Source organism: Capsulimonas corticalis (assembly GCF_003574315.2).
Taxonomy (GTDB): Bacteria; Armatimonadota; Armatimonadia; order Armatimonadales; family Capsulimonadaceae; genus Capsulimonas; species Capsulimonas corticalis.
This window is the reverse complement of record NZ_AP025739.1, coordinates 4,788,844-4,813,168: the sequence shown is the minus strand read 5'-3', so window position 1 is coordinate 4,813,168 and position 24,325 is coordinate 4,788,844. Positions and strand designations below refer to the sequence as shown.

General features: G+C 59.8%; 16 protein-coding genes. 4 read left to right on the top strand and 12 right to left on the bottom strand.

Annotated elements, in window-relative coordinates; genetic code table 11:
* Positions 1 to 20: 20 nt before the first annotated feature.
* The 5 genes from D5261_RS20635 to D5261_RS20615 form a co-directional block, all read right to left on the bottom strand.
* The gene (locus tag D5261_RS20635; protein ID WP_119325011.1) at positions 21 to 1,781 is read right to left on the bottom strand and encodes a glycosyl hydrolase family 28-related protein; all 1,761 of its coding nucleotides are present in this window, start codon (positions 1,779 to 1,781) and stop codon (positions 21 to 23) included.
* Positions 1,782 to 1,879: 98 nt separating this feature from the next.
* Complete coding sequence (locus tag D5261_RS20630) at positions 1,880 to 2,722, bottom strand: DUF1559 family PulG-like putative transporter (RefSeq protein WP_119325012.1); 843 nt, start codon at positions 2,720 to 2,722, stop codon at positions 1,880 to 1,882.
* A 228-nt stretch (positions 2,723 to 2,950) separates the two neighbouring features.
* On the bottom strand, positions 2,951 to 3,757 hold the full coding sequence (locus D5261_RS20625) for a type II secretion system protein (RefSeq protein WP_119325013.1): 807 nt from the start codon (positions 3,755 to 3,757) through the stop codon (positions 2,951 to 2,953).
* A 184-nt stretch (positions 3,758 to 3,941) separates the two neighbouring features.
* Positions 3,942 to 4,769 (bottom strand): prepilin-type N-terminal cleavage/methylation domain-containing protein, encoded by an 828-nt coding sequence (locus D5261_RS20620; RefSeq protein WP_119325014.1) that lies wholly within the window; start codon positions 4,767 to 4,769, stop codon positions 3,942 to 3,944.
* Between the two features lie 51 nt (positions 4,770 to 4,820).
* Positions 4,821 to 6,008 carry a substrate-binding domain-containing protein gene (locus D5261_RS20615; RefSeq protein ID WP_119325015.1) on the bottom strand — a complete coding sequence of 396 codons (1,188 nt, stop codon included), beginning with the start codon at positions 6,006 to 6,008 and terminating at the stop codon, positions 4,821 to 4,823.
* 206 nt (positions 6,009 to 6,214) lie between these two features.
* On the opposite strand from D5261_RS20615, the gene D5261_RS20610 reads away from it, so the two are divergent.
* The gene (locus D5261_RS20610; RefSeq protein WP_125206392.1) at positions 6,215 to 8,014 is read left to right on the top strand and encodes a glycoside hydrolase family 99 protein; all 1,800 of its coding nucleotides are present in this window, start codon (positions 6,215 to 6,217) and stop codon (positions 8,012 to 8,014) included.
* A gap of 3 nt (positions 8,015 to 8,017) precedes the next feature.
* Here the strand turns inward: D5261_RS20610 and D5261_RS20605 are convergent, their stop codons facing one another.
* Positions 8,018 to 9,193 carry a GntR family transcriptional regulator gene (locus tag D5261_RS20605; RefSeq protein ID WP_119325017.1) on the bottom strand — a complete coding sequence of 392 codons (1,176 nt, stop codon included), beginning with the start codon at positions 9,191 to 9,193 and terminating at the stop codon, positions 8,018 to 8,020.
* A 191-nt stretch (positions 9,194 to 9,384) separates the two neighbouring features.
* Positions 9,385 to 11,379, bottom strand: coding sequence for a DUF5010 domain-containing protein (locus D5261_RS20600; RefSeq protein ID WP_165864661.1), 1,995 nt, complete (start codon positions 11,377 to 11,379; stop codon positions 9,385 to 9,387).
* 239 nt (positions 11,380 to 11,618) lie between these two features.
* On the opposite strand from D5261_RS20600, the gene D5261_RS20595 reads away from it, so the two are divergent.
* Positions 11,619 to 12,404, top strand: a complete 786-nt coding sequence (locus D5261_RS20595) for a DUF1559 family PulG-like putative transporter (protein ID WP_119325019.1) — start codon at positions 11,619 to 11,621, stop codon at positions 12,402 to 12,404.
* Between the two features lie 91 nt (positions 12,405 to 12,495).
* Here D5261_RS20595 and D5261_RS20590 read toward each other — a convergent pair whose 3' ends face one another.
* The 3 genes from D5261_RS20590 to D5261_RS20580 form a co-directional block, all read right to left on the bottom strand.
* Positions 12,496 to 15,891 (bottom strand): glycoside hydrolase family 2 protein, encoded by a 3,396-nt coding sequence (locus tag D5261_RS20590; RefSeq protein ID WP_119325020.1) that lies wholly within the window; start codon positions 15,889 to 15,891, stop codon positions 12,496 to 12,498.
* 69 nt (positions 15,892 to 15,960) lie between these two features.
* On the bottom strand, positions 15,961 to 18,351 hold the full coding sequence (locus D5261_RS20585; RefSeq protein ID WP_119325021.1) for a glycoside hydrolase family 127 protein: 2,391 nt from the start codon (positions 18,349 to 18,351) through the stop codon (positions 15,961 to 15,963).
* 75 nt (positions 18,352 to 18,426) lie between these two features.
* Positions 18,427 to 20,769, bottom strand: a complete 2,343-nt coding sequence (locus D5261_RS20580; RefSeq protein WP_119325022.1) for an FAD-dependent oxidoreductase — start codon at positions 20,767 to 20,769, stop codon at positions 18,427 to 18,429.
* Between the two features lie 37 nt (positions 20,770 to 20,806).
* On the opposite strand from D5261_RS20580, the gene D5261_RS20575 reads away from it, so the two are divergent.
* Positions 20,807 to 21,553 (top strand): SGNH/GDSL hydrolase family protein, encoded by a 747-nt coding sequence (locus D5261_RS20575; protein WP_165864662.1) that lies wholly within the window; start codon positions 20,807 to 20,809, stop codon positions 21,551 to 21,553.
* An 82-nt stretch (positions 21,554 to 21,635) separates the two neighbouring features.
* Here D5261_RS20575 and D5261_RS20570 read toward each other — a convergent pair whose 3' ends face one another.
* Positions 21,636 to 22,352, bottom strand: a complete 717-nt coding sequence (locus D5261_RS20570) for a glycoside hydrolase family 12 protein (RefSeq protein ID WP_119325024.1) — start codon at positions 22,350 to 22,352, stop codon at positions 21,636 to 21,638.
* Positions 22,353 to 22,518: 166 nt separating this feature from the next.
* Entirely contained in the window at positions 22,519 to 23,433 is a 915-nt protein-coding gene (locus D5261_RS20565) for a helix-turn-helix domain-containing protein (protein WP_119325025.1), read from the bottom strand.
* Between the two features lie 91 nt (positions 23,434 to 23,524).
* Here D5261_RS20565 and D5261_RS20560 point away from each other — a divergent pair, with 91 nt between their 5' ends.
* Positions 23,525 to 24,310, top strand: coding sequence for a phytanoyl-CoA dioxygenase family protein (locus tag D5261_RS20560; RefSeq protein WP_165864663.1), 786 nt, complete (start codon positions 23,525 to 23,527; stop codon positions 24,308 to 24,310).
* Positions 24,311 to 24,325: the final 15 nt, after the last annotated feature.

Below are 24,325 nucleotides of genomic sequence, written 5' to 3'. Positions count from 1 at the left end.
TGCGAACGATAAGTAAAATATTAATTGACGATCTTGGCTTGCGCCGGACCGCCGGCGGATTTCATCTCCACGCCGAAGACCCGGGCGCCGAGCAGGCGCGCATCGCCGCTGCCGGGAATGACTTTTGAGGGCGACCAGGCTTGCCCGGAGATCTTTACGTCGATGGAATCGCGCCCCTGGGTCGCCGACGCGGGGATTTGCAAGGTGATCTGTTCGTTCTTGCCGATGGTCGCCGGCGCTTTGCGCCCCGCCACGGAGACGGTTTGCTGGGGCGTCTTGTCCCGGGTGAGCAGCCAGACGGTGAGCGTGTACGCCGCGCCGGATTTGACGGGGAGGCGGAGCGTGGCGTCGCCGGTCGTCCAGCGCGCCGCGTGGAACCGGGATTGGACGCTAGGGGGATCGCTCCCGACGTCTTCGCTTCCGCCCCACCCGTCGCGCAGGAACTCTTCATCGCCGGACGCGCCGATGTTGACTAGGTAATGCGCCGTGAGCGACGCGGGAAATTTGTAGGCGATCTCGTTCAGAGCGATCTGCGCGAAGGCGCCGATCTTGTTGTCCACCACCAATCCGCCCGGCTGCAAATTGCTGGTGACGATCGCTGAGCGCACGCCCGGCTTCAGAGTCACTGCTTTGCCGGTGGCGGCGAAGCTGTTGCTGCTGACGATCAAGTGGCCTTTGTCGGCCTGAATAACGCCGTCCTTCGCCCCTTCGGCGAAGTGGCAGGCGTTCACGGTTACCTGGGCGTTGCCGTGCACCTGGATCGCGCCGCCGGGCGTCGTCCAGAAGTTGCAGTTGACGAACTGCGCCGCGCCAACCGCCGTCGGCGAAATGACGATCCCGGCGTTGGGTTCGCCCACAAAGGCCGTGAATTCACCGTTCGTCACCTGAATACCGATGCCCTGCAAGTAATCGACCAGCACGCCGACCGCGCAGGCGTCGGCGCCGATCCCCATAAATTGCCCGTTACAGGCGCCTTCCGGAGTCTTGATAAACCGATAGCCAATGTGCGCGCCCCACACGAAGGTATTGAGAACGTATTCCCAGTCCGAGCGGCCAAAGATAAACGCTTCTAAATTCTTCTCGGTGAACCCGGTCACATAACGGCCGGTATCACCCTTGGCGAGCTGGATCGAGGGGTACCCGCTCCGCATCCAATAGTGCGTGTTGAAGTGAACGTTTTCGATGCGTCCAATATCCGTCGTGGAGTCGATAAAGATCCCCCGGCGCAGCACACATCCAAAGACATTGCGGATCAAGTGCAGTTCGCTCGACGGCTGCCCGATCTTGATCCCCTGATAGGCGTTGACCAGCGTCACATTTTCGACCGTGTTATGCATCCCATAGCCATGCACTGCCCAGGGATACGGAACGATATTGTCCGCCGTCTCTTCCGGCCAGACCATCGTGACGCCCAGCAGAGAGCTGCTTTGCTGTAGGGTAATCGCGGCGGGGCCGTTCTCCTGCCCGCGCCCGCCGGTCAGCAGAAAAGTCGTCCCATGCTCCCAGGCGCCGTGGTGCGGTGATTCCCAGGTTCCGCGCAGCGATACGCCGGGCGGAACCGTCAACGCGCCCTTGATCAGATAACGGCCGGTCCCGAGCGTTACGTCCGATCCGCTTTTACCGGCCTCATCCAGCGCCGCCTGGAGCGCCGCCGTGTCGTCCGTCACGCCGTCCCCGTGGACGCCGGGCGGCGCCTGCGCCATGACAGCGGGCGGCGTTGCCAGCAGACCGAATGATATCGACAGACAGATCGAAACGGCGCGGATTTTTGCGAGGTTCATTTTGCGGATTATCTCGGAGCGGACCTGACATGAAAATATGGACGGTGACAATAGTCCAAAAGTCACCGTCCATCATCAATACCCAGTTACGCGGCGCTCTACTGGTACTTCTGGCTCAAAGCCTGCGCGGCGAAGACAGCGCTCGGGTTGGGCGTGTCGCAGTTGATGGCGTTGAAGCCATTATTGGGATCCGTCGGGTTCACCGAGCAGTTCGTGTCGGACGCCGCATAGGACCCCGATGATCCGAGCTGACCGAACTGGCTGACCGGGGTCACCAGATCAATCGGCTTCATCGACTTCGCATGACCATCGCAGTAGATGACATTGATTCGGCCCGTATGACCCGCAAACAACGCATTCACGATCGGCGCGCTCGCCGCCTGAGCGGCGCTGGAGCAGTCGGAGCCGCCACACTGCCACCAGTCCGGCCAGTGCGAATGCGCGTCGCCTCTCTGAGATTCCGTCACCAGTACTTTGGAGGCGGGGGTCGCGATGCCGGCGATTCCATGGTAGGAGCCGTAGTCATTTTGCCCATTCACGATATCGCCGTTCTGGAATCCCAGGTCCGCGTTCATAGCGTACGAGGACGGGATCTTCGGATCTTGACCGTCCGATTCTCCCATCAGCGCGTTGTTCGTGGTGGTGACGGAATTGGACGGGCACACAAATGCTTGCAGGCTTTTCACGTAGGGGAAAATCATCTGTCCCCAGTTGGTGCGAGGAGAGCGGCCGCTGTCCCAAGCCGCCGGCAGACGCTCGTCGCTGTCCTGCGCATACTGCATAAACGCAAGTCCGATCTGCTTCTCATTGGAGATACAGCTGATCTGCCGAGCCTTTTCGCGCGCCTTGGCGAAGACCGGGAAGAGGATGGCGGCAAGTATCGCAATGATAGCGATAACCACGAGTAATTCAATGAGCGTAAAACCTTTTCGCGTGTTCATCTGTTGTTCCTTTAATGATAGAATACTAAGTGCGCCGTATCAGTCGAAGAAGAATTGGTGTCTCCTTTGCACTAGAGTTATTATAGAGCACCTATGGCGATACGTCTAGTCTCAATCCCCTCGATTTCTTGATCTATTCTCATGTCTATTTACCAGACTCAAAAAAGAGACGGCGACTATGGGGGTAAGTCGCCGTCTCACGGGAAAAACGGAATCGAGTCGTGCGGTTTACTGATACTTTGTGGTCAAACCGGCTAAACATGTCACCGCGCTGGGGTTGACGTCATTGCAGTTGATGGCGTCGTCCGAATAGTTGCCGGTGCAGAGCGGGTCGGATCCCGCCGGGTATTGATCGCTTGGGAAGGCTTGTCCCCACATGGCGATTTTATTCATCGTATTGACGGGCTTCATAGCCTTGACGTGTCCGTCAATAAAGATGCAGTTCATAAAGCCGGAATGGCCGACATACCAGACATCATGGATTGGGGAGTGAGTATAGTTCGCTGTAGTGCATGGGCCGCCGCTGCATTCCCACCAGTCGGGCCAGTTGGAGTGCGGATTATGGCCGCTTGCTTCGGAAACCAGTATTTTTTGCGCGGGCTCGTTAATGGCCGCATAGGAATGCCATGCGCCGTAGAACTCCTGCCCCGGCCCCTGCTGGAAGCCCAACAGACCGTTCATCATATAAGAAGCGGGAATCAAGAGGCTGCCGCCGGAATAGTCCATATTTCCCGGAGCGTCCGCGATCGGGTTGGACGGGCATTTGTAGACGTTCAAGCTTTTGACGTACGGATAGATCAACTGTCCCCAATTCATGATCCGGATGTTGTCGAAACAAGCAGGAAAACGCTCGTCATTGTCTTGAATGTACTGCATGAAGGCTAACGCCATCTGCTTCTCATTGCTGAGACAGGCCGTTTGGCGAGCTTTGTCACGCGCCTTCGCGAAGACCGGGAAGAGAATAGCGGCGAGAATCGCGATGATCGCTATGACAACGAGGAGCTCAATTAACGTAAATCCTTGCCTAGTTTTCATGATTTCTCCTTGGCGATGAATGTAACAACCGATGAGTAAATTGTGGCTGTATTGCACTCATTATAGGTCATGAGATTTCGTGTGTCTAGTCGCTATTCCCTCAATTTCTTGATCTATTCTACTCCCTATTCACACAAAAAAAGCCCGGCGCTCACTGTGAACGCCGGGGCTGTCGTGCTTATGACTATGGGCTGAATGTCGCGGCGAACGGCTGTCCGTTGGACGCCATAACGGATGCGTCCGGCCCGGCTGCGATACAGTATTGGCCGTTCGGGCAAGTCGCGCTGCCGCCGTCGTTGGGATTGGTGTTTGTCCACCCGGGAGAGATCAGCGTGGAGCGCATATATTTGGCGTGACCGTCCGCCATCAGATAATTGGAGCCGTCTTGGTTGTGACGCCCTTTTTGTCCCTGGAAACGGCTGCCGTCGGCGTCCAGTCCGCCCGCATTGGCGCCGAAGGCGCCGAACCAGCCGGTGGCGTAGGTCATATTGCCGAAGTTTTGCGTCCCGTTGCCGATGGAGGCGCCGATATTATTGGGATCGGCGATCTGAACGTAGCGGAACGGATCGTTTGACATTTCGCAGATGACGACCGTTTTCGCGGGTGAGCCGAATTTCGCGATAGCCCCGCCGACGCCGCCGACCTCCGGCGGATTGGGAATGTTCATATTGTAGTTGTAAGAGAGTATGTCTCCCCCACCCGATGATTTGACGGAGTCATCCGGGCAGACAAACACCGCCTTGCTCTTGATATAGGCGTAGATCGTGGCCGGCCAACCCAGGCCGTAACGGGGGTCGCCGTTGACCTTGGCTCCGAGCGGGAAGTTTTCATCATTGTCTTGCGTGTATTGCATAAAACCCAAACCAATTTGCTTTTCATTGCTGAGGCAAGAGATCTGCCGAGCCTTTTCGCGCGCTTTGGCGAAGACCGGGAAGAGAATGGCGGCAAGAATCGCAATGATTGCGATCACAACGAGCAATTCGATCAGTGTAAATCCCTTTTTCTGTTTCATCACTTCTCCTTGAGTGTCAGAGTCAAACGGCGTCGTTCGCGTTTGGCAAAACTAGAGAGAACGACAGGACTGGCGGACAACGAGCTTGGTCGGAAGCAAAATGTGCTGGAAGGTGCGCTGCCCCGGCGTTTGGAGACGCTTGAGCAGCAGTTCGGCGGTGCGCTCGCCCATCGTCTCGAAGGGCTGATGCATCGTCGTCAAAAACTGGGGCGCGGGCGCAAAACGGTCCATATCGTCAAAGCCGATCACGCTCATCTCCCCCGGAACGGATAGTCCCAGCTCTTTGATGGCTGAGATATAGTAATGCGCCAGGAGATCGTTGACCGCGAACACGGCGGTCGGCGGATCGTTCAGGGCCGCGAGCGAGGCCGCCGCCGCCTTCATCTGCTGTTTCAGGGTCACCATATTCAGGCTGAGCGTATAGGGCAGCCGGCAAATGAGTTCCGGCGACGGGAGGATGCCGACATTCGCGAGGGCTTTCTTGTATCCGGCCAGACGCTGGTCGATCGTCGTGATATTCTCCAGCGGAGCGAGAAAAGCGATGCGGCGATGTCCCAGGCCCAGCAAGTAATCCGTGGCCTCCTGGCCGCTGAACTCATCGTCCACGCCCACGAAGTCACAATCGAAACCGAGCGGGTAGCGATCCATGAAGATCACGGGAACGCCTCGGTCCATGATGCGCCGGATCTGTGGCAGGGTGCTCTCTCCGCCGCTGTGCCAGACGATCACGCCGGAGACGCCTTCGCTCTCAACGGCGTCCAAGGCGTGCCCTTCCAGCTCCACGATCCGCTCCGGCGTTTCGCCGTGGGTATCGAAGATGAGCAGACGGCAGTTCGCTTCTTCCTCCAGGAATTTATGATATATCGACCGGGGAATCGACTGCGCCCCGATATCCGTCGGGTTGAAAGACTGATCGTAAATCAGCGCGATCATTTTAGGCGTGACGGATCTCTTCGACACGCTCGGCAGGCGGGACGCGCCGGCGGACATCGCGACAAATGTTCCGCGTCCGCCGTCCGCACGCAGCGCCCCGTCGGACAGCAAACCGGCGACGGCGCGCTGAATGGTGCCCAGATCTACCCCGTATTCGGCGGCTAGATCCTTGCGGCTGGGAATCATGGCGCCCGCCATCCACTCGCCGGAGGCAATGCGGCCGCGCAGATCCTCTTCAATACGCCGGTAGACGGCCATGGAGAGGTCCCGATCGCCGCGGAGTTTCCTGTCGCCAATTCTGCTCATTGCGTCGCTTTCCACACCCACACGATGATATGATTTCGTAATACGGTTATGTTATCACGACTCGGTGGATCTGTCAATCATCGATTTTCTCGATGCGCTGATCACGAGATTTCCCCTGTTTTTTATTGACAGGACGCCATTCCAATGATAAGATATGGTCGTACTCACCTGGGTAACGACCGATACTCCGAAAGAGCAAACAATTGATGAATAGAAGTCCGTGGAAGATCCCCGCGTGCGTGATCTTAGCGTCTCTCGCGCTTGCCCCCCGCCCCGCCCAGGCGCAGGATATCGTCGGAAAAGTGATCGCCGGATACCAGGGCTGGTTTTCCGTCAAAGGCGACGGCTCCCCGGTCGGCAGCCTGACAAAACGCGAAGGCAACTACCATGGAAACTTCGAGTGTTATCCCGATATGCGCGAGTTTCCCGATTCCGAGCAGTTCGCCAATCCGAATAAGTGGGGGCCGCTGCCCAACGGCAATCCTTCCAAGACATTCGCCTCCGACCGAGACTTCACCATCAAGCGCCATGTCGGCTGGATGAAGCAATACGGGATCGATGTCGCCGCCATCCAGCGCTTCGGCGATGTTTATTCGGACATCACATACAAATATCAAAAGAATGACGTCACCACGAAGATGATGCGCGCCTGCGAGAAGACCGGCGTCAAGTTCTATATCGAATACGACGCCAGCGGTTCGGGCGGCGGCGGATGGGGACCGGATTGGGTGGCGTCGATCGAAAAGGACTGGACCAATTTCGCCGTCGGCCAGCGCATCGCCGCATCGCCGGCGTATGCGCGCCAAAACGGGAAACCGGTCGTCGAGCTCTGGGGGATGGGGCTGGACGGAAACAATATCTCCAAGGATCCCCAGCAGTGGCTCGCCCTGGTCCGCTGGTTTCAAAGCCACGGATACTACGTTATCGGGGGCGTTCCGACCGGCTGGAACGGCCAGGGCGGCTTCCACGATATGCTTCCCGGCTTCGACGACGTTTATCTCGCCTGCAATGCGATCAATCCCTGGGCCGTCGGACGCTTCTCCGGCGCCGACGGAGCGGACCGCTACGCCGCGAGCAACCTCAAACCCGAAGCCGCCTGGTGCAAGCAGCATGGGATCGACTATATCCCGTGCGTCTATCCCGGCACGTCCTTTTTCAACTCGAACGGAAAGACAAAGAACATCATCCCGCGCGTCGGCGGAACGCTGATGTGGGCGCAGTTCGCCAACCTGCGCAGCCTCGGCCTCAAGACGTGCTTTGTCTCGATGTTCGACGAATACAATGAAGCGACGCAGATCGCGAAATCGGCGGAAGATCCCAGCTTCACTCCCACGGACCACTGGTTCCTCTGGCTGGACGCCGACGGAATATCGCTCTCGTCGGACTTCTACCTGCGCCTCACGCACGACGGGGCCAACATGATCAAGGGGCGAACGCCGCTCACGCGCACACTGCCCACGAAACCCTGGAACGACCTTCTCGCAACCAGCTTTGAAAGCGGCCAGCCTGCGGCCAGCAGCCCCGACGCAGCGTACAACAAGAGCCCCAGGAACATCGCCGACGCTCAGTGCGCCGTCACCAGCGACAAGGCCCAGAGCGGTTCGGCGTCGCTGGCGTATTCAGGAACAGCCTCCGGCGGAGCGGCGACCTACTGCTACTATAAAGTCTTCGACGTCACCAACAGCCCGAAGACGATCACGCCGAACACGCTGCTCTATTACTGGATCTACCCCGAGCAGGACAACGGCCGTTACGCCGGCGTGGATATCTTATTTACGGATGGAACGACATTGCGAACCAGCAAATGCGTCGACCAGAACGGCCATCCCCTGCGCCCATCGGCCGGCCACGGCGGCGAAATTCCGCTCGGCGCCTGGAGCGTCGTCACCAGCCGTTTAGGGTCGCTTGCGGGGAAGAAGATCCGCAAAGTCTGGGTCGCCTTCGACCGGCCCGGCGCGAAGGGCGAATATCGCGGCTATATCGACGATATCCGAATTTCGAACTGATCCCTACCCGATCTCCCTCGTAGACCCGCGCGCCACCAGCCGGGTCGGCAGCAGCACATGCTGGTAAGCCGCGGCGGGATTGTCGCGATGGTTCATTCGCCAGATCAGCATGGAGGCGGCGCGGTCTCCGATCGATTCGAAGGGCTGCCGGACCGTCGTCAATTTCGGCTTTTGCGGCGCGAAGCGTTCGATATCGTCGAACCCGATGACGCTCAGCGTCTCGGGGACGGCGATCCCCTTTTCCTCCAGCGCGATCAGTATATATTCGGCAATAAAGTCGTTGACGGCGAAAACCGCCGTGGGCGGCTCCGGCAGGGCCATCATCGCGTCGATGACCCGCTCGACCTCGGATTTGACCGTGGCGTTCGCGAAGAGTTTTTCCAGGGACAGCGGGAAAACGAGGTCTTCCGAGGTCACCAGCCCCGCGCTCATGCGCGCGTCGAAGTACCCCTCCATGCGCTCCTGGACGGACGAGACGTTTTCATCGGGCGCGACGAAGGCGATCTTCCGATGCCCGATGGAAATCAAATAGTCGACCGCCTCGCGCGCCGCCATGCGGTTGTCGATGCCGACGAAATCGCAGCCGTGCTCGAAGGGAACGCGGTCGACAAAGACGACCGGGATCTTTGCCGAAAGGACGCGCTGGATATCGGGCAGTGTCGCTTCGCCGCCGGCGTGAAACATAATGACGCCGGCGACATCCTCCGTCGCCGCCATCTTCAAGGCGTCCCGCTCATGCCGGATCACGCTTTCGGGCGACTTGTCGGCTGTATTGATCGTGACGATCCGATATTGGAGATCCTGGCGGCGCAAGCCCTCATGGATGGAGTTCACGACGGCGAACCAGCCGGGGCCGGGATGGAACGAGGGGTCGGCGACGATCACCACGGTTTGCACGCCCGCGCCCGGCGAGTTCTCGCCGCCGGCATCCGTGGCCTGGGCGACGAATGTCCCTCGTCCGCCATGCGCGTTCAGCGCGCCATCGGCGAGCAGGCCGCTGACGGCGCGCTGGATCGTGCGCATATCGACATCATACTCCTGGGCGAGCGCCTTGCGGCTCGGCAGCATCGCTCCGGGAGGCCAGTGGCCGCTCTGGATACGATCCCTCAGGTTCTGCTCGATCACGCGATATAACGGCGAATGCAGCTTCGTGAAGTCGGCGGCGCCGTCATTCTTCATGGATATGTCACTTTCTCAATGGCTCTCTTGGCGCCAGATCCGGTGCTTGCGCATCGGTCATATGGTGATACGTACTCATTCTATCACAGGGAGAGACGTTTGATACAGATTATGACATCATCCACAAAACAATTCGCCAGTTCGTGTTGATTCGGCCCGCCACTTCATCGCCATGGCGGTCGGCGCGAAGGTCATGCGGGCTGGAAGCTCCATTCCTGCTGGCATCCATTGGGATAGCCGTCCCAGCCCCAGAGGAGCACATTCGCGCCCGCCGCTCCCGAGCAGCCCGCGCCGTCGAGCACGTCATGGGCGCCGCCCGTCTTCGTTCCCGCCGTACCGATGCTGTAATATCCGTCCGGCTGCTGGGTAAATCCCCATTGCTGGCATGAGCCGCCGTTGTAACTCCACAGCTCGACTTGTGTTCCATCATTGGGCGAGCAGCCCGTACAGTCGAGCGAGTCGCCGATTGTCCCATCGGCGTTGACCACGCGGACAGAGTAGTAGCCGTTGCCGAGATTAGTCACGCTCCAGCGCTGATAGTTGGCGCCGTTGGCGGGCTGAAGCTCGGCGATCGCGCCGTTCGCGTAGCTGCCGCCCCGACAGCTCAAAACATTTCCGGTGGTCTTCGCGACGATCCGATAAATTCCGTTCCCGATCGCGCCGCCGCTCGCCGGTCCAAGGCGCCACCAGTTGATATTGCAGTCGTCCGCGTTCCAGACCAGTTGCACGGTGTGATAGCTATTGACGGGAACGGAGTACGCGCCCATATCCACGGTGACCCAGTTCTGCCACCCTCCACTATTGGGAATATTCACCGCCGGATAACTCGCGCCATCGATGACGAAATGCATCGACTTGCCGCTCAGCGCGCACGCCGCCCGCAAATAGATGTGCGTCGCTCCCGGAAACGGAACGCTGTCCCAGGTCAGCGTCTGGCCGTTCTTGCCCGAGCACACATTCCATCCGCCGCCCGTATCGGCGCAGGTCTGGATCGAAATATTTCCGCTGCGGTAGACCCCGCCGCCGGACACGCCGCCCGCGAACGCATCACACCCTTCCGCTTCTTCTTTTAGGTTTGCCGGAAACGGAGTGCTGCTATGCGCTCTGAGAATATTGATGCGTTCATTGGGGTAGTCAAAGTAGGTTTGCGCGTATCCCAGCGCATTTCCGTTACGATCGACATTGGCCGCGCGCCAGCACTCCGTGTTTTCCCAGTAATCGTCAAAGCCTTCGACAAGCGTCAGTGCGCAGCCGGCGCCGATCGTGTTATTCAGCCCATTCGCGAGGGTATTGCCGTTTTGCGGATCGATGATCCAGGTCGATGAATTGGGATCGGCGGGCGAGGAAATATGGAACTGCGGTACGGCGACGCCATACTTCACGCCGTTATAGGTATTCGTGCTCCATTCTTTGTAAGGAGCGCCTGGGACGGGGACGAACCAGGGGTAAACGCCGTCGACCACTCCCGCCGCGCTGCTGGAGGGATCGTTGGGGATCCAATCGCCCGGCACGAGAATGTAAGGGTTGAAGCCGAACGTCGATTGGCATTGCTGGCGGAGGTAGCCGATCATCTTGGAGCCATTGCCGTTCAGGTGGGAAAGAAACGCGGGCGCCGCCGACCAGATGGCGTACGCCGGGCGGCCGTTGATCTTATAACGATTGGCGTCAGGAACGTTTTGCCAGAAGACTTTAAGAATATTGTTCCAGATATAGGCCCAATTCGCGGGATCGCTCATATCGAACAACGTTGAGTAATCGTAATGTCCGGTCGTTTGATAGTTGCGCATCGCCGTCCACGAGGCCGCATTATCATCGAACGGCATAATCTTGACTTTGTCGGCGACGCCGCGCTTGTTGGCGGCGGTCACGAAGTTCGCGAAGGTCGCCTCATGGTTGTTTCCCTTGAGCCAGACCGCGATTGCGTTCACGCCTGCGGAATCGTATTGTTCGACCATGTTATCCCAGTAAGCGGCGTGATCCCCCACCGGCGCATTGAACATCGGGAGCGCGTACAGGGTATTGGCGCTTTGAAAACTCAAGAGGGAGCTGATGCTCATCTGATCGTTGCCGAACGGGTCCACATCGGCGTTCACATCCACCACCAGATCCCCCGCTCGCGCTCCCGACACCAGCGACAGTAAAGCAATTGAAGCAATTAATACGTTTCGAAACTTCCACTTTGACATTTGTTTCTCCCGGAACCATGAGATTGCGCAGCAGAGTGCGCGATGACGGCGCCACATGGCCGCCATTCGTGTTCCGTGGAAAAGTCTATCACGTTTACGCATGGCTGTCAATGGTAAGACGTAAAATAATTACATCAAGTCATACGATAAAAACATATTGACATATGATCGATACTATGATATCATTCCGTGTGACGAAACAAGACCATCGTCACGATGCGATCCTAAAGGAGGTTCCCATGATACACAGCCCAGCCAAGAACACGCAGGGTTTCACTTTAATTGAATTGCTAGTTGTCATAGCAATCATCGCAATCCTTGCCGCAATCCTTTTTCCCGTCTTCGCGAAGGCCCGCGAAAAGGCTCGGCAGATCAGCTGCGCTTCCAATCTCAAGCAGATCGGCCTGGCCGAACTGCAATACGCTCAGGACAACGACGAGTTTTACACAGGGGCCGGGCACGATTTCGGCAACCCGTTTATCGGCCGCATGATGTGGCCGGAGATGCTCTATCCCTACACGAAGAGCGCCGCCATCTATACCTGCCCCGATGTGGCTCCCCACCCCGGCCAGGACTTCCTCTCGAACTGTGCCTCCAACCCCGATGTCTGCGCTCACGGAACGGATTACGGCTACAATGTCGTCTTCGTCACCACCACCGGCAATAGCGCGATCGGAGTGCCGCCCGGCGGCAGCGACAACTCCGCCGGCCCAACCGGCGCCGGCGTCTCGGATCCCTCGGACACGATCTTGATCATGGACGGCGTTCCCACCACCAATATCTGGGGCGCGCAGTTTGAAGACATCGCCACCAATACCTATTACGGCAACGGATGGACGATGGGCGCACCCACCTATGGACGCGCAACCACTACGGGCTATATCGACAAGCGGCACACCGACGGGCTGAACATCGCCTGGTACGACGGCCATGTGAAGTTTATGAAGAACACCGCGAAGCCGACGCCCGCCTACCCCGGCGGGAGCCCCTACTACTGGTATCTGATCAAACCGACTACACCGTAGCCGCATTCGGCGGTGCGAATGCACGGCTCAAAAAAGATCGCTCAGCCAATCGGCTGAGCGATCTTTTTACTGCGCGGCTCGACCATTGCCGCTACTGATCTTTCGGCCCGTTCAGCAGCAGGTCATGCCCCGGAGCGGCTGCCCCCGAGGAAATGACCGCGCCGGAAACAATCCCCACGTCCACATACTGTCCGCCGGCCGTTTGATGGCAGTGCGCCGCCACCACGTTACGCCCAGGGTGGAACGCCTTGCGCTCCTCAGCCGTCAGCGTGATCGGCTGGTACTGGGTGATGAACCCGCTGGCCTGGTAGATACGCGTCCCGTTCACGTAGACTTCCAAGTCCTCGTCGTGATGGACCAGCAGATTGACATTCGCCAGCTCCTCAGGGGTCGCCGAGAACTCGGCGCGCAGCCAGATATCGCCGGTATTCCACGGAGTGCGCGGCTTGGCGCCGGGAACGTCGTCGCCAAAGCCCGAGGAGCCGCTCTTCCAGGCGCCGGAGTCGAAATCCGGTGAGATCCAGTCGTCCGCCGGTTTGTCGGTCGTGTATCGCCAGGTCGCCCCATTGTCGCCCTGGAAGGCGGTGGGGACGAGCCACTTCTGACGCACGGGCTGCATTTGGACGCCGATGTTGGAGAGCAGGCGGCGCCAGAATTGGAGGTAGGCGTCCGCCGTCGGCTCGTAATCGATCGCCGAGACGGCGATTGTCCCCGCCCCCATCTTCCGCGTGACCAGCGCCGCGCCGCTCGGTTTGAGGAGATGCTCGTACAGCACGACGGCGCCGCACTTCGCGACTTCGGGCACGTTATTAAAGAGCGACCAGTCGGTATTGCTGGCGCTGAGCAGCGTCGATCCCCCGTCGACAAAGGCGCCGCCAAGGCCGCACTTCGTGATATGCTTATCCACGGAGTTTTCGGCGAAGTACGTGTCCGGCAGACCGAAGGAATCGACCCAGGGGCCGCCATGATGGATATCAAGCATGGTCGACTGGCGCGATGTGGCGGCGATGGGCGCCGGCAGCAGTTTGCCGATCAGATCCATCGGGGCGCTCTGATCCCGGATCATCACAATCGCCGCTCCGCCGCGCGCGGTGACGGCGTGGATTTGCTGCTGGATCGCCGCCACGTCTTCGGATTTCAGGGCCTGCCCGTCCACAATCAGAGTCATCGCCCTGGCCGCGTCGGCGTCATTCGACGCAAACGGCGTTCCGAGGAGGTTCAAGCGCTGATAAAGATCGCCGCTGCGGTCGCCAGCGAACACGACCACCGTTTGCGCCGGCGCGGGCGGCGCCGATCGCGCCGGCTGCGGCGATGGATGATCCCACGATCCAGGCGTTGGCGACGGCCGGTGCAGAGCGGCCTTCATCCCCTCGAACATGGCGAGCGGCTTGTACAGCGGCAGCGACGGATCCCAGCCAGGGTTGAGCGTAGTGACATACGGCGGAATACGCTCCAGCTGCATGCCGGGCCGCCCCTCCACATAGGAGCCGAAGGTAATGCCGTCGCTTGCATTCGGCAGCCTTGCGTAGTCATGGTAGCCAAGGTTAAGATGCTCCAGGCCGAACCACACGGTCTCACTGGCGGAGTAAAACGTCAGAGAGGGACGCGCCATTTGGACGACGTTCTGATAGACGTCGATCCCCAGCGCTTCATTGCGGCCGGCGTAGCTCTCATAGGCGCGGTCGCCGTTGAAAACGGCGAGCTGCTCCGGACGCGCATAGTACGTGCCGCCGGATTCGCCCACCATGCGCGGTTTATCGACCGACACCGGCGGCAGGTTTTGTGTCCAGAGTCCATGGCCGAAGTGCGCGCTCCAGGTCGGAATGCCGCCCTCCAGATCTTTGTCGCCGTCGCACGATTCCCACGGCCGCGTCGGATCGAGCTGTGTGGAAGTCCGGGCAAGAGCGGCGAGCCGGGTCCGGTAGGCGCCCCGATCCTCCTGGGAAGCCTGGCCGAAGACCGCGAACATCTCGTTGCCGACGCTCCAGCCGAAGACCGATGGGTGGTTGCGGTCGCGCTGGATCAGCCCATGGTACTCGGCCTCAAACCGGGGCCACGCCGCCGGATCCTCCAAATTCAAAGCGATGGCGCTGCCGAAGATCCCCGTTTCGTCGAGCACCATCACCCCCATCTCGTCGGCCATGTCCATGTAATATCGCGGATAAGGCTGGGCGTGGGGACGGACGGCGTTTCCGCCGAACCCCTTGATCATGGTAAACCAGGCGTAGACAAAGCGGCGCGACATCATGAACGGCCCGAATGGATGCGAAAGATCCCCCGTCAACTGGATCTTCCCGCCATTGAGCAGAAGATCGCGCCCATGGATTTTGAGCTGACGCCATCCAAAGCGCGTGTACTGGGCGTCGGCCGTTTGCCCCCGCCGCGCCGCCCTGAGCACCAGACCGTAGAGCCTGGGCGTATCCGGGGTCCAGAAGCTCAGCCTGCCGTTGACGAGCGTTTTCCATGTGACGATTTGTTGGGAATGGGCGGGGATATCGACCGAGACATCCGGGACCGCGAGTACGGGCTCCCCCAGCCGCGACTTCGGCTCCGGCGCCGAAAGAACATCCTTGCCGGCCAGATTGATCCAGGGGCGGACATTGCCTCCCACCCGAATATGCTGCGCCAGCCCGGTGTCGTTTCGCACGGTCGCCTGCACGAGGAGAGTATTCTTGTCGACCAGCGGCTGCACGAACGTTTCCGAAATCCGGACGGTCGGAAGTGCGACCAGCGAGACATCCTGCCAGATTCCCACAATGCCGTCGAGGGACGAGCCATGTGGATAGGGCTTGAGGAAGTTGGGATATTTCGCGCTGCGGTGGTTGAAGAGGTTTTGCGATCGGACGCCGACCAGCAATTCGTTGGACCCGCCGCGCCGAATAAGATCGGTCACATCGACATCAAACGGCAGGAAATCGTCAAAGTGACGCCCAGCGCTGCGCCCGTTCACCCGAACCTCGCACTCGCCCGCCACCGCCTCAAAGTGCAGCGTCACGCGCTTGTCCCGCCACGACGCGGGAACCGTGAAGCTGCGCCGCAGCCATCCCATTTCCGCATGGTCCCACGATTCGGGATAGCTGGGATAGTAAAGCGAGCTGGGCTGATACGGCCGATCTGTCCCCGCCCCGACATTTCGACCGTTGCCCCATGTGTTTACATTCCAGGGCGAGGGAATTTTGATGGGAGTAGGATCCCAGTCGTCATCCGACGGCGGCGGCAGTTCCGGGGGAACGCCGGTGTCGCGCGGATAACCGGCGGGAACGGGAACCGGCTCAAAACGCCAGCGCCCGTTCAAACAAATCTCGTCCCGGTACGGCTTCTCCGCAGGCGAGACCACCCCGTCACTCGGCGCAAACGCGCGCGAAAACACGGCGCCTGCCCGCGCCGCATGTCCCACGCCTCCAATAACCAGGCAAACAGATGCGGCGAGCGCCCAGAGGGCGCGTCTAACACTGACGCATAAACGCGTACGATCATATGACTTCATGACAACATCATATCATACGCGATATTCTTTGTCAACGGACGCGGAGGACTATCTGGGCACCCAACTTATTTACCGGTCCGCGCTTGCCTTCACCATGCGGACGCCGAAGATTCCTCCGGCCATCGCGCCGGGGTGCGCGGCGAAGCGGACGGTGACGGTGCGCTTGCCGTGCGTCAATGCGCTTGGGATGGCGTAGGATTTGTCGAAGAACTCGTTGGGTTTATTGTCCAGCAGTATCTGGCTGGCGATAGTCTGGCCGTCCACGAGGAGGTCGAACACGCGATTGCCGCTTTCGCTGCCCCAGTACGTGACCACCAGCTCATTGTCCACCGTGGGATCGGTCTTCAGATGGAACTCGAAGTAGCCGCCATCGGTGGCGTGGCGATACTTGCGTCCGAGGGCGTTGCCGGCTTCGGTCTTTTCGCCCGCCAGGCCATGATCGGTTTCCGATTGCTGCTCGTTAGGCCGGAATTCATCCAGTGTCCGCGCGGCCAGATCGCGCTGCCGCCGCTCTTCCACGTCGAGCGCGTCCCGCTTCGCCTGCCAATCGGATGGCGTTTCGATGTCCCAATAGACGTTGTAACGGATGTGCTGGGCGCGGGAGAATGGGATCAGCTTAATGCGTGTTTCCTGTCCGGAAGTATTCTGTCCGATGCCGCGCGCCTCGAACGCCAGGCTAGATCCGGGGGCGCGATGAATATTCTTCGTCCAAGCCGTCGACGTATTCCAATCGATATTGGAGACCATCGCGGGGGCGGCCGGCGCGGGAAAGTTGGAGTCGATCGTCTGGTCGTCCACATAGTCGCTGATCCGGTCCATGCCTTCGCGTCCCATATCGCCCGCGAGGACGATCGGGCCGTAGAGGATGGCGCGCTGGCGGGGGCTGTCGTGGAGCGGTTCGGATTGGAGATGCATCGGCATGCGCCATGTGACGACATCGCCATTCTTCCAGGTGCGCGCGATGCTGGTGTAGCCGCCGGGTCCGTGGGTGAGTTTTTGCGGCTTGCCGTTGACACTGAGTGACGCGCCCGTCGTCCACGCCGGCTCACGCAGTTTGAGTGTGAACGCCGTGGGCTTCGCGGCGGCGACTTTCAGCTCCGTCGTATCGGCGTCGGGGAAGCGCGTATTTTGCGTGAGAGTGAGACCCTTCGCTGCCCAGCGCACGCGCGAGGCGATGAACAGGTTGACGAACAGCGTGCTGTCATCATGGAAATAGATCGTGTCGCCGTACTTTGCGTGGTTCTCCATTCCCGTGCCAACACAGCACCAGAACGCCGTCGTGGGATTGGAATAGACCTTGAAACCGCCGGGCTTGAGGGAATTGAGATAGTTGAAGCCGCCTTTGACGGGATCCTGAGAGCTCAAGATCTGATTGAAGAGCGCCCGCTCGTAATACTCCATCCACGCCTCCGACGGATCGACTTCGTAGAAATCGCGCGTCAGCTTGAGCATGTTGTAAACGTTGCAGTTCTCGGCTGTCTCACCCGAGAGGTGATCTTTCGTATCGGCGGGATCGAAGAAGTGCTCGTGATCGGAGTTACCGCCGATGGCGAAGGTGCGGTTCTGAATGACGGTCTCCCAAAAGAAATGGGCGGCGCCGCCATACCTGGGGTCGCCGGTCAGCTCGTAGATGCGCTCGAAGCCAATGACCTTGGGGATCTGCGTGTTGGCGTGCCAGCCGTCCAGAATGTCCTTGCGCTCGCTCATCGGATCGAGCAGGGCGCGCTGGGAGAACTTGTGCGCCAAATCGAGATACTTCTGCTCGCCGGTGATGGCGTACACGTCGGCGAGCGTCTCATTCATGCCGCCGTGTTCCTGCGTCAGCATGATCGCCCACTGTTCGTCGCTGAGGTTCCTGGTGACGCCGATCGCCCAATCCGAGAGCTTGATCAGACAGGTTTTCGCCTTTGGATTGCCTGCAAGCTGATACGCGTCGCGCAGGCCGGCGAAGAGCTTGTGCATGGTGTACCACGGCACCCAGCCGCGATGCACACCGTCGCCATGACCGGCTTTGACATCGTTGAACATCGCGCGCCCGTCGGGGATGGCGCTCACATACCCGTCGCCGCTTTTTTCCTGGCACAGCGCGATCTCATCGACGCAGTAATCGATCTTCTGCTTGAGGCGCGCATCACCCGTGGACTGATACATCATGGACATCGCGGACAGATAGTGCCCGAAGGTGTGCCCGGCGACGCCCGCGCTTTCCCAGCCGCCATAGATCGGCGCCTTCGCCGCGAGACCGGCGTTCGTGCGGAAGTTGTGGAGCAGCCGGTCCGGGTCCAGCGCCAGCAGATAATCCCGATCGAGTTTTTGCGCGTGCTGGAACGGACCGTCCAGAAGACGCACACCCGTCAATGGAAACGACTGGACTTTCGGCGCGATCTTCGGCGTCGCCGACCCCGCGCCCGCCAGAGTCGCCAGAATCACGACAGAGTTAAACGTTTTTATGTGTTTCATATGCTCCTATTGTATCATCCGTCCGCGTCGCTGAACAGGACACAAAAGCATACATTTCCGGGATAAATATCACCTTCAGCGTTCGTAGGCGCGGATCTCAAAAACCGACGCCGGGACCGATGCGCTTGGGTGTTCGACTTCCAGCGTCAGACGGTCCGTATGGACGGGCGGCTCCAGCAAGATGGTATTGCGGGTCTGATGGTTGTCCAACCGCTCGGCCAGCACCCGCCCCTGCGAATCGCGGAGCGTATAAGCGCGCACGCAAAACGGCGTCACGCTTTCAGGATGGCCCATCAGGACGGATTCCATCGCGTGATCGTAGTCCGTGTCGAAGAACAGCTCGATGCGCCCGATGGTCTGCGGCGCGTCCCATGTGAAAGTGAGCTCCGGTGACGGGTCGACGGTGTCGGCGACCCAGGCGTTGGGCTGCGTCGTTGGACGCTGCACGCCATTGATCAGGTTATCCGGTCCAAACACGTCTACCCTCCGCCCCAGCGTCACGGCGAGGTTCTGCCCGTTCGGACGCCGGCGAGGAGTCCAGAATTCGAACGCGTCCACCCCGATATCGCGGGGCGGCGTCTGAGCGGCCTCTTCGCCGGACGCCGGATTGTACCAGCGGCAGACCGACATCACGCCGGTCACGCGATGCTCGGTGCATCGGACCTGCACCCGATCGTTATGCATCAAGCACACGAAGAGATACCCGGGTTCGGAAATGCGCGCGTCGAACTCGAACGTCACGGACTGGCCGCGGCCTGGGGAAAGCGTGACGCGCCGCCGATCCAGCGTTGTATCCGGCGTGTGGCTGCCGGAACGCGAGCTCACGCGAAGCTCCGCATCCAGCACGGCGCCCGGTTCATCGACATCCACCCAAAACGTCGCGGACGGCGCGGGACCGGCCTCCGCCGGCAGCAGCATCGCCCAGGACTCTTTCAGCGGCAATAACGGACCATCCGGCGGAAAGGATTCCAGCCGAAGCCGGCTGGTCGCCGCGATCGACGCCCTTTGGACCAGGTCGGCGTCATCCCGCAAACGCCGGCCAGGCAGATGCTGTCCGGCGCGCAGCAGATCGCGCTGAAGCTCGGTCATGCGCGCTGGTGTGGTCATATCGCGCGGCTGCAAGCCTTCGCGCGCGCAGATCGCGGCCGCCGCGCCGACCGCCTGCGCGCCATGGGCGCAGGTCGCCATCACGCGCGTCGACCCAAAGGCCACATGGCTGGCGGAGATAATGCGGCCGGCGAGGAAGAGATTCGGGACGTTGCGAGAGTAGTACGATCGATATGGGATGCCGAAGATCCCTTTGGAGTGCCACTGATTGCAGCCGGGATGCTCGCTGAAGATCCCATCGGCGGGATGCAAATCGATGCTCCAGCCGCCGAACGCGACCACATCGTCAAACTCCCTCTGCTCCACGATGTCCTGCTGGCGCAGCATATAATCGCCTTCAAAGCGGCGGCTTTCGCGCTTGCCGGGGATGTGACCTACCCATTCCAACGTGAGGTTTTCGGCTTCCGGAAACTTGCCCGAGTTTTTGATATAGTCCCAGACGCCGTAGACGACTTTCCAAAGCTCCCACTTGATCTTTTCGGTGTCGTGCACTGTGTCCAGCCGCCCGCCCCATTCGAACCACCAGAGACGGCAGCCGTAGCTCTGGGCGTTCAGCGAGCGAAACCGGGGAATCGCGGTTTCGACGTCGGCGAGCGCGAAGGCCGGCGGAACATACCGAACGGGCTTGCCGGCGTCTTTACTGTAGAAATAAAGCGAGTGTCCCAGCAGCTCGCCATATTCCCGGCTCGGCGCGAACTTTTCGCCGAACTCCGATGTCGCCTCCGCGCCCATGCGAAACGCGGCGCCGGCGAGAAATCCGACCACGCCGTCGCCGGAAGCGTCCACGAACAGGGGGGCGGACAGCACATAGCGGGTCGCGTTCTGCGAGCAGAACGCGGCGACCTTCGTGATTGCCCCATCCTCCGAAGTTTCGGCCTCATGGACCGCCGTGTTCAGCAGCAGCGTGATATTGGGCTCCGCGATCGTCTTCTCCAGCAGCAGCGCGTCGAACAGCAGCGGATTGCCTTCCGGGTTCCGAAATAGATTTTCCACCAGGATCTCATCGATCAAGCCGCCTTCGCGCGCCCATCGGTTATTATTGATCATATGGCTGGTCGCGCCGAGGGTCCAGAGCCGCACCTCGCTCGACGCATTGCCGCCCAGCACCGGACGATCCTGCGCCAGCGTAACGCGCGTTCCGGCACGCGCCGCCGTGATCGCGCAGCAGACTCCCGCCAGTCCGCCGCCGACCACCACAAGATCGCTCTGGAGGTTCTCGACGCGAAGGGAACGGCTTCGTTCCGGTCCTTGTATCAGCATAACGTGTGTGACGCCTTTCCAGTCGGGTATCTTGAGTTCATATTGACGCATAACCGAACATTTTCGCATGTTCAGTTTGAGGATTTTGATGATATTCCATAATGTTCTTGCCTTCGGAGCCATCTTCGCATCGCTCGCCACGCCGATCCATCATTTGGCGGCGGACACGACAATCCCTTCCACGGGCGTTTTACTGATCGGCGACTCCTGGCTGGTCCAGCTCGCGCCGAACGCAAAACACGCCGCTCCCGCAGGAAAACAGCTTGGCAAACTTCTTCAGGAACGTCTGTCGGGGAAGATGGAGGTACGGATCAAAAATCGCGGCGCCGGCGGAACGAATACGTTCAACTGGCGTCCAGACGGTAAGCTACTGCGCGCGGCGGAAGCAAGCGCCCCAGCGCGGACTTATCCCTGGGTGTTCGTCGCGCTGGGCATCAATGACTCTTCGGAACACTATGGCGCGTTCAGTCCCGGGACATACCAAGTGCAACTTGAAAAAATCGTGGATGAACTGACGGACAATGGATATCGGGTCATTCTGCAAAGTCCGCCGTATATCATGGCGCAGGGGCGCAATCATACGACGGAAGGCGTCCAAAGGCTCAGCGGATACCGGAGCGCCATCGCCGCGATTGTCGAGCAAGAGGCCGCCAAGCATCCCGGCTCGGTTTTCGACGCGGATCCTTCGGGCGAGCTTTATCAGTATACGCTCAGTCATCCGGAGGCCATCGGCTTGGACCATGTCCACCCCAGCGCGCTGGGAAGCGAGGCGGTGGCGACGATCTGGGCAGACCACATCGTCCCGATCATTTATCCGTCAAAGTTGCCGAATTGAGGAGGCGGGACTATCCATTGTCCCGCCTCTCCCGCCCGCACGCGGGCCTGGATCGTCTTGCTGCGAAAACGAGGACGCCGTATTAGCTAAAATTGCAATAATAGCCATTCAGTGCATACGTTTTGCTGCCGCCCGTGCTGATGATTTCCCATCCGAACTGCACATTCGTAACCGTCGGGTTATTAAACCAATGGTTGTTGTTCAAATACTGCAGCACCGCGCGGATATCGGTCCACGAGGAGCTCGATTGGCTTGTTCGCAGGAAACTGAACACCGTTCCTCGCTGGTAGAAATTGTACGTCGTTCCGCCAATGTTGACATTCCAGACGGTGGCGTTCGCCACGCCCTGCGCGTTATACGAACTGGCGATCGGCTGTGTGCCGTTCCAGGATTGCCAGATCATGACTTCATAGCCGCTCCCATTGAGCCAAATATCGTAGGCGTTGTCATAAGAAGAGCCGCCGGGGTTGGACGCCGAATACCAGCTCACCAGCGACCCAAGGGAACTGAGTGATTTGTTGATCGTTCGTCCGACGGCGGGATAAGACTTAATGCCGCCGCCGCTGTAATTGGCTGTGACCTGCCAGTTCGAATACGAGTTTGCGTAGATTGTTTGGCCGACTGTCGATGTTCCCCAAATATCCTGCTGTACCCAATAGCCTCCATTGCTCCAGGTGTCCCATCGGCTGCTGTCCACCCATGACCAGGCGTTCGCTTTCGTCGTCGATGTCAGCATCATCCCGGCGGCGGCCATGACGCCCAGACAGACGGGCGCAATTTTTTTGACTGTCAGCTTCATTTCGCTTACGTTGCTCCTTTTCATTGCCCATCATACTGTGATGCAACTGAAACAAATACACCAAAACTCCCTACAGTAGTGATTAACCAAGTTCATCACGTCGCTATTATAACAAGCTCAGCCCGCCCTGTCAAGCAGGTCAATGAATATTTTGCAAGGCTTGGTGTTACTGCTCCGAGGTAACATCGGATCTTCCTGAATCAAGCTCCGATGCGCAGGCATGCAGGGATCCCCGCAGTGCGTCTTCGCGAACATGGGAAGGCGTGGCTCCGGTGACAGCCTTGAATGCGCGTGAAAAGTGATAGGGATTGGCGAAACCAAGCCGTTCGGCGACGGTCGTCACCGAATAGCCCTGGCTCAGGAGACGCCGCGCCGCCGCAACTCGCCGTCGTCGAGTCCATTGCGCCAGAGGTTCGCCTGCTGCATTTTGAAAGCGATAGATCAACTGCCTGGGCGTCAGATGCACACGCGCCGCGATCTGCGCCACCGTCAGCCGCTCTGCCGGAGCTTCATCGAGTATCAAGCCAACCTGCGTGAGGAGAGACGCCCCGAGAGCGTCGGAGCGATCAGAATACAATGCGCCCCAAAGTTCGGCGCAGCGACTCACAAACACCCACCGCCAGCCGTCCTCCTGCGTCAGCGCCAGATCGACCATCTCGCACAGGAGACGCCCATTCCGCGCGGCGGAGGCTTCGATAGCGGCGCAGGGCTCTTTCCGCCGCAGCCAATCGTCCATTTGATCCGCCCACGATCCCGTCAGCAGCAAGTACCGAACTCGCCAAGGCAGGCGCGCGTCCACGTGCTCGATGATCTGACTACCGGAAGCGACGGCGATCAAAGAACCTGCCTGATGCGTCAGCGTATGCGCGCCGATGTGAGTCATGGCGTGGCCGTGTAGCGTTCCAAACAACGTGAGCCATTCCAGCGGCGGCGGCGTATAGACCGCGCCAGGAGGACAAACCTCCTCTACCGCGATGATCCGCTGGAACGCGTCTCCGACGGGCGCCGGCGCATCGCCTGCAACTGCGCCAAGCGTTACGTAAACGCGACGGATTTCACCAGAAACGAATGAGTTTGTCAAAAGAGATATGCCCCTTTGCTGTTACGGGAATGGCCCATCACGCCTGCACAGTGTACCATGGAGCATCGCTGTTTTTATGGAGACGCCGCCGATGAACCGAGTGACGCCGAAAACGCCGCGGGACGAGATTGTCGCCCTGATACGGCGGGATGGTTACGTATTGATGGAAGACGCGCTGACTTCCTCGCAGGTCGCCACACTTTCCATCGCCTATGACGCCCAGCTCGCGCGCACTCCGCTCGCGCCGGGGGCGACGCGCGTGGAGACACCGCGCATTCTGGAACGCGATCCAGCATTCGAAACCCTGATGGATTTGCCGACGACATTTCCCATCGCCCGCGCCGTCATTGGTGCCGACATCGAGCTGGCGTCAGGAGGAGAACTGGACCACAAGCTGCCGCGCACTCCCGCCTATATCTCCTGGCACAACGATTTTCAGTGGATGACAGATATTCCGTACCCACGTCAGAACTTCTGGCTGCGCTGCACCTATTTCCTGAGCGATGTTCGCGAGGATACCGGCCCCTTCACGCTCCTGCCGGGAACTCATCGCAACGACCGCGCTTGTCCTCCGGAGATGAACGAGGCAAACGGCCAGCCGAAGTTTATCCCCGGACAGATCGGAGTCACCGGGCCCGCCGGTTCGTGCCTGATCAACAACACCGAGATCTGGCACACCAACTCGCCCCTGACCGGCGACCTGCCGCGACGGCTTATCATGATCCTTTACAAGCACGCCTGGATGAAGCAATGGGAGCAGGGATACGAAATCACGCCGGAGTTCGCGGACCGGCAAACCGATCCGGTGCGCCGGCAGCTCACAGGCGGCGTCGCCTGGCATCAAGATCGTTCCCATTTCCCAGCAGCCGAGATTTGAAAACTCCCCACACCA

Excerpts from the sequence above, each read along its gene's own strand:
- D5261_RS20635 (WP_119325011.1), bottom strand. The coding sequence starts at position 1,781 with ATGAACCTCGCAAAAATCCGCGCCGTTTCGATCTGTCTGTCGATATCA.
- D5261_RS20630 (WP_119325012.1), bottom strand. The coding sequence starts at position 2,722 with ATGAACACGCGAAAAGGTTTTACGCTCATTGAATTACTCGTGGTTATC.
- D5261_RS20625 (WP_119325013.1), bottom strand. The coding sequence starts at position 3,757 with ATGAAAACTAGGCAAGGATTTACGTTAATTGAGCTCCTCGTTGTCATA.
- D5261_RS20620 (WP_119325014.1), bottom strand. The coding sequence starts at position 4,769 with ATGAAACAGAAAAAGGGATTTACACTGATCGAATTGCTCGTTGTGATC.
- D5261_RS20615 (WP_119325015.1), bottom strand. The coding sequence starts at position 6,008 with ATGAGCAGAATTGGCGACAGGAAACTCCGCGGCGATCGGGACCTCTCC.
- D5261_RS20610 (WP_125206392.1), top strand. The coding sequence starts at position 6,215 with ATGAATAGAAGTCCGTGGAAGATCCCCGCGTGCGTGATCTTAGCGTCT.
- D5261_RS20605 (WP_119325017.1), bottom strand. The coding sequence starts at position 9,193 with ATGAAGAATGACGGCGCCGCCGACTTCACGAAGCTGCATTCGCCGTTA.
- D5261_RS20600 (WP_165864661.1), bottom strand. The coding sequence starts at position 11,379 with ATGTCAAAGTGGAAGTTTCGAAACGTATTAATTGCTTCAATTGCTTTA.
- D5261_RS20595 (WP_119325019.1), top strand. The coding sequence starts at position 11,619 with ATGATACACAGCCCAGCCAAGAACACGCAGGGTTTCACTTTAATTGAA.
- D5261_RS20590 (WP_119325020.1), bottom strand. The coding sequence starts at position 15,891 with ATGAAGTCATATGATCGTACGCGTTTATGCGTCAGTGTTAGACGCGCC.
- D5261_RS20585 (WP_119325021.1), bottom strand. The coding sequence starts at position 18,351 with ATGAAACACATAAAAACGTTTAACTCTGTCGTGATTCTGGCGACTCTG.
- D5261_RS20580 (WP_119325022.1), bottom strand. The coding sequence starts at position 20,769 with ATGCGTCAATATGAACTCAAGATACCCGACTGGAAAGGCGTCACACAC.
- D5261_RS20575 (WP_165864662.1), top strand. The coding sequence starts at position 20,807 with ATGATATTCCATAATGTTCTTGCCTTCGGAGCCATCTTCGCATCGCTC.
- D5261_RS20570 (WP_119325024.1), bottom strand. The coding sequence starts at position 22,352 with ATGAAGCTGACAGTCAAAAAAATTGCGCCCGTCTGTCTGGGCGTCATG.
- D5261_RS20560 (WP_165864663.1), top strand. The coding sequence starts at position 23,525 with ATGAACCGAGTGACGCCGAAAACGCCGCGGGACGAGATTGTCGCCCTG.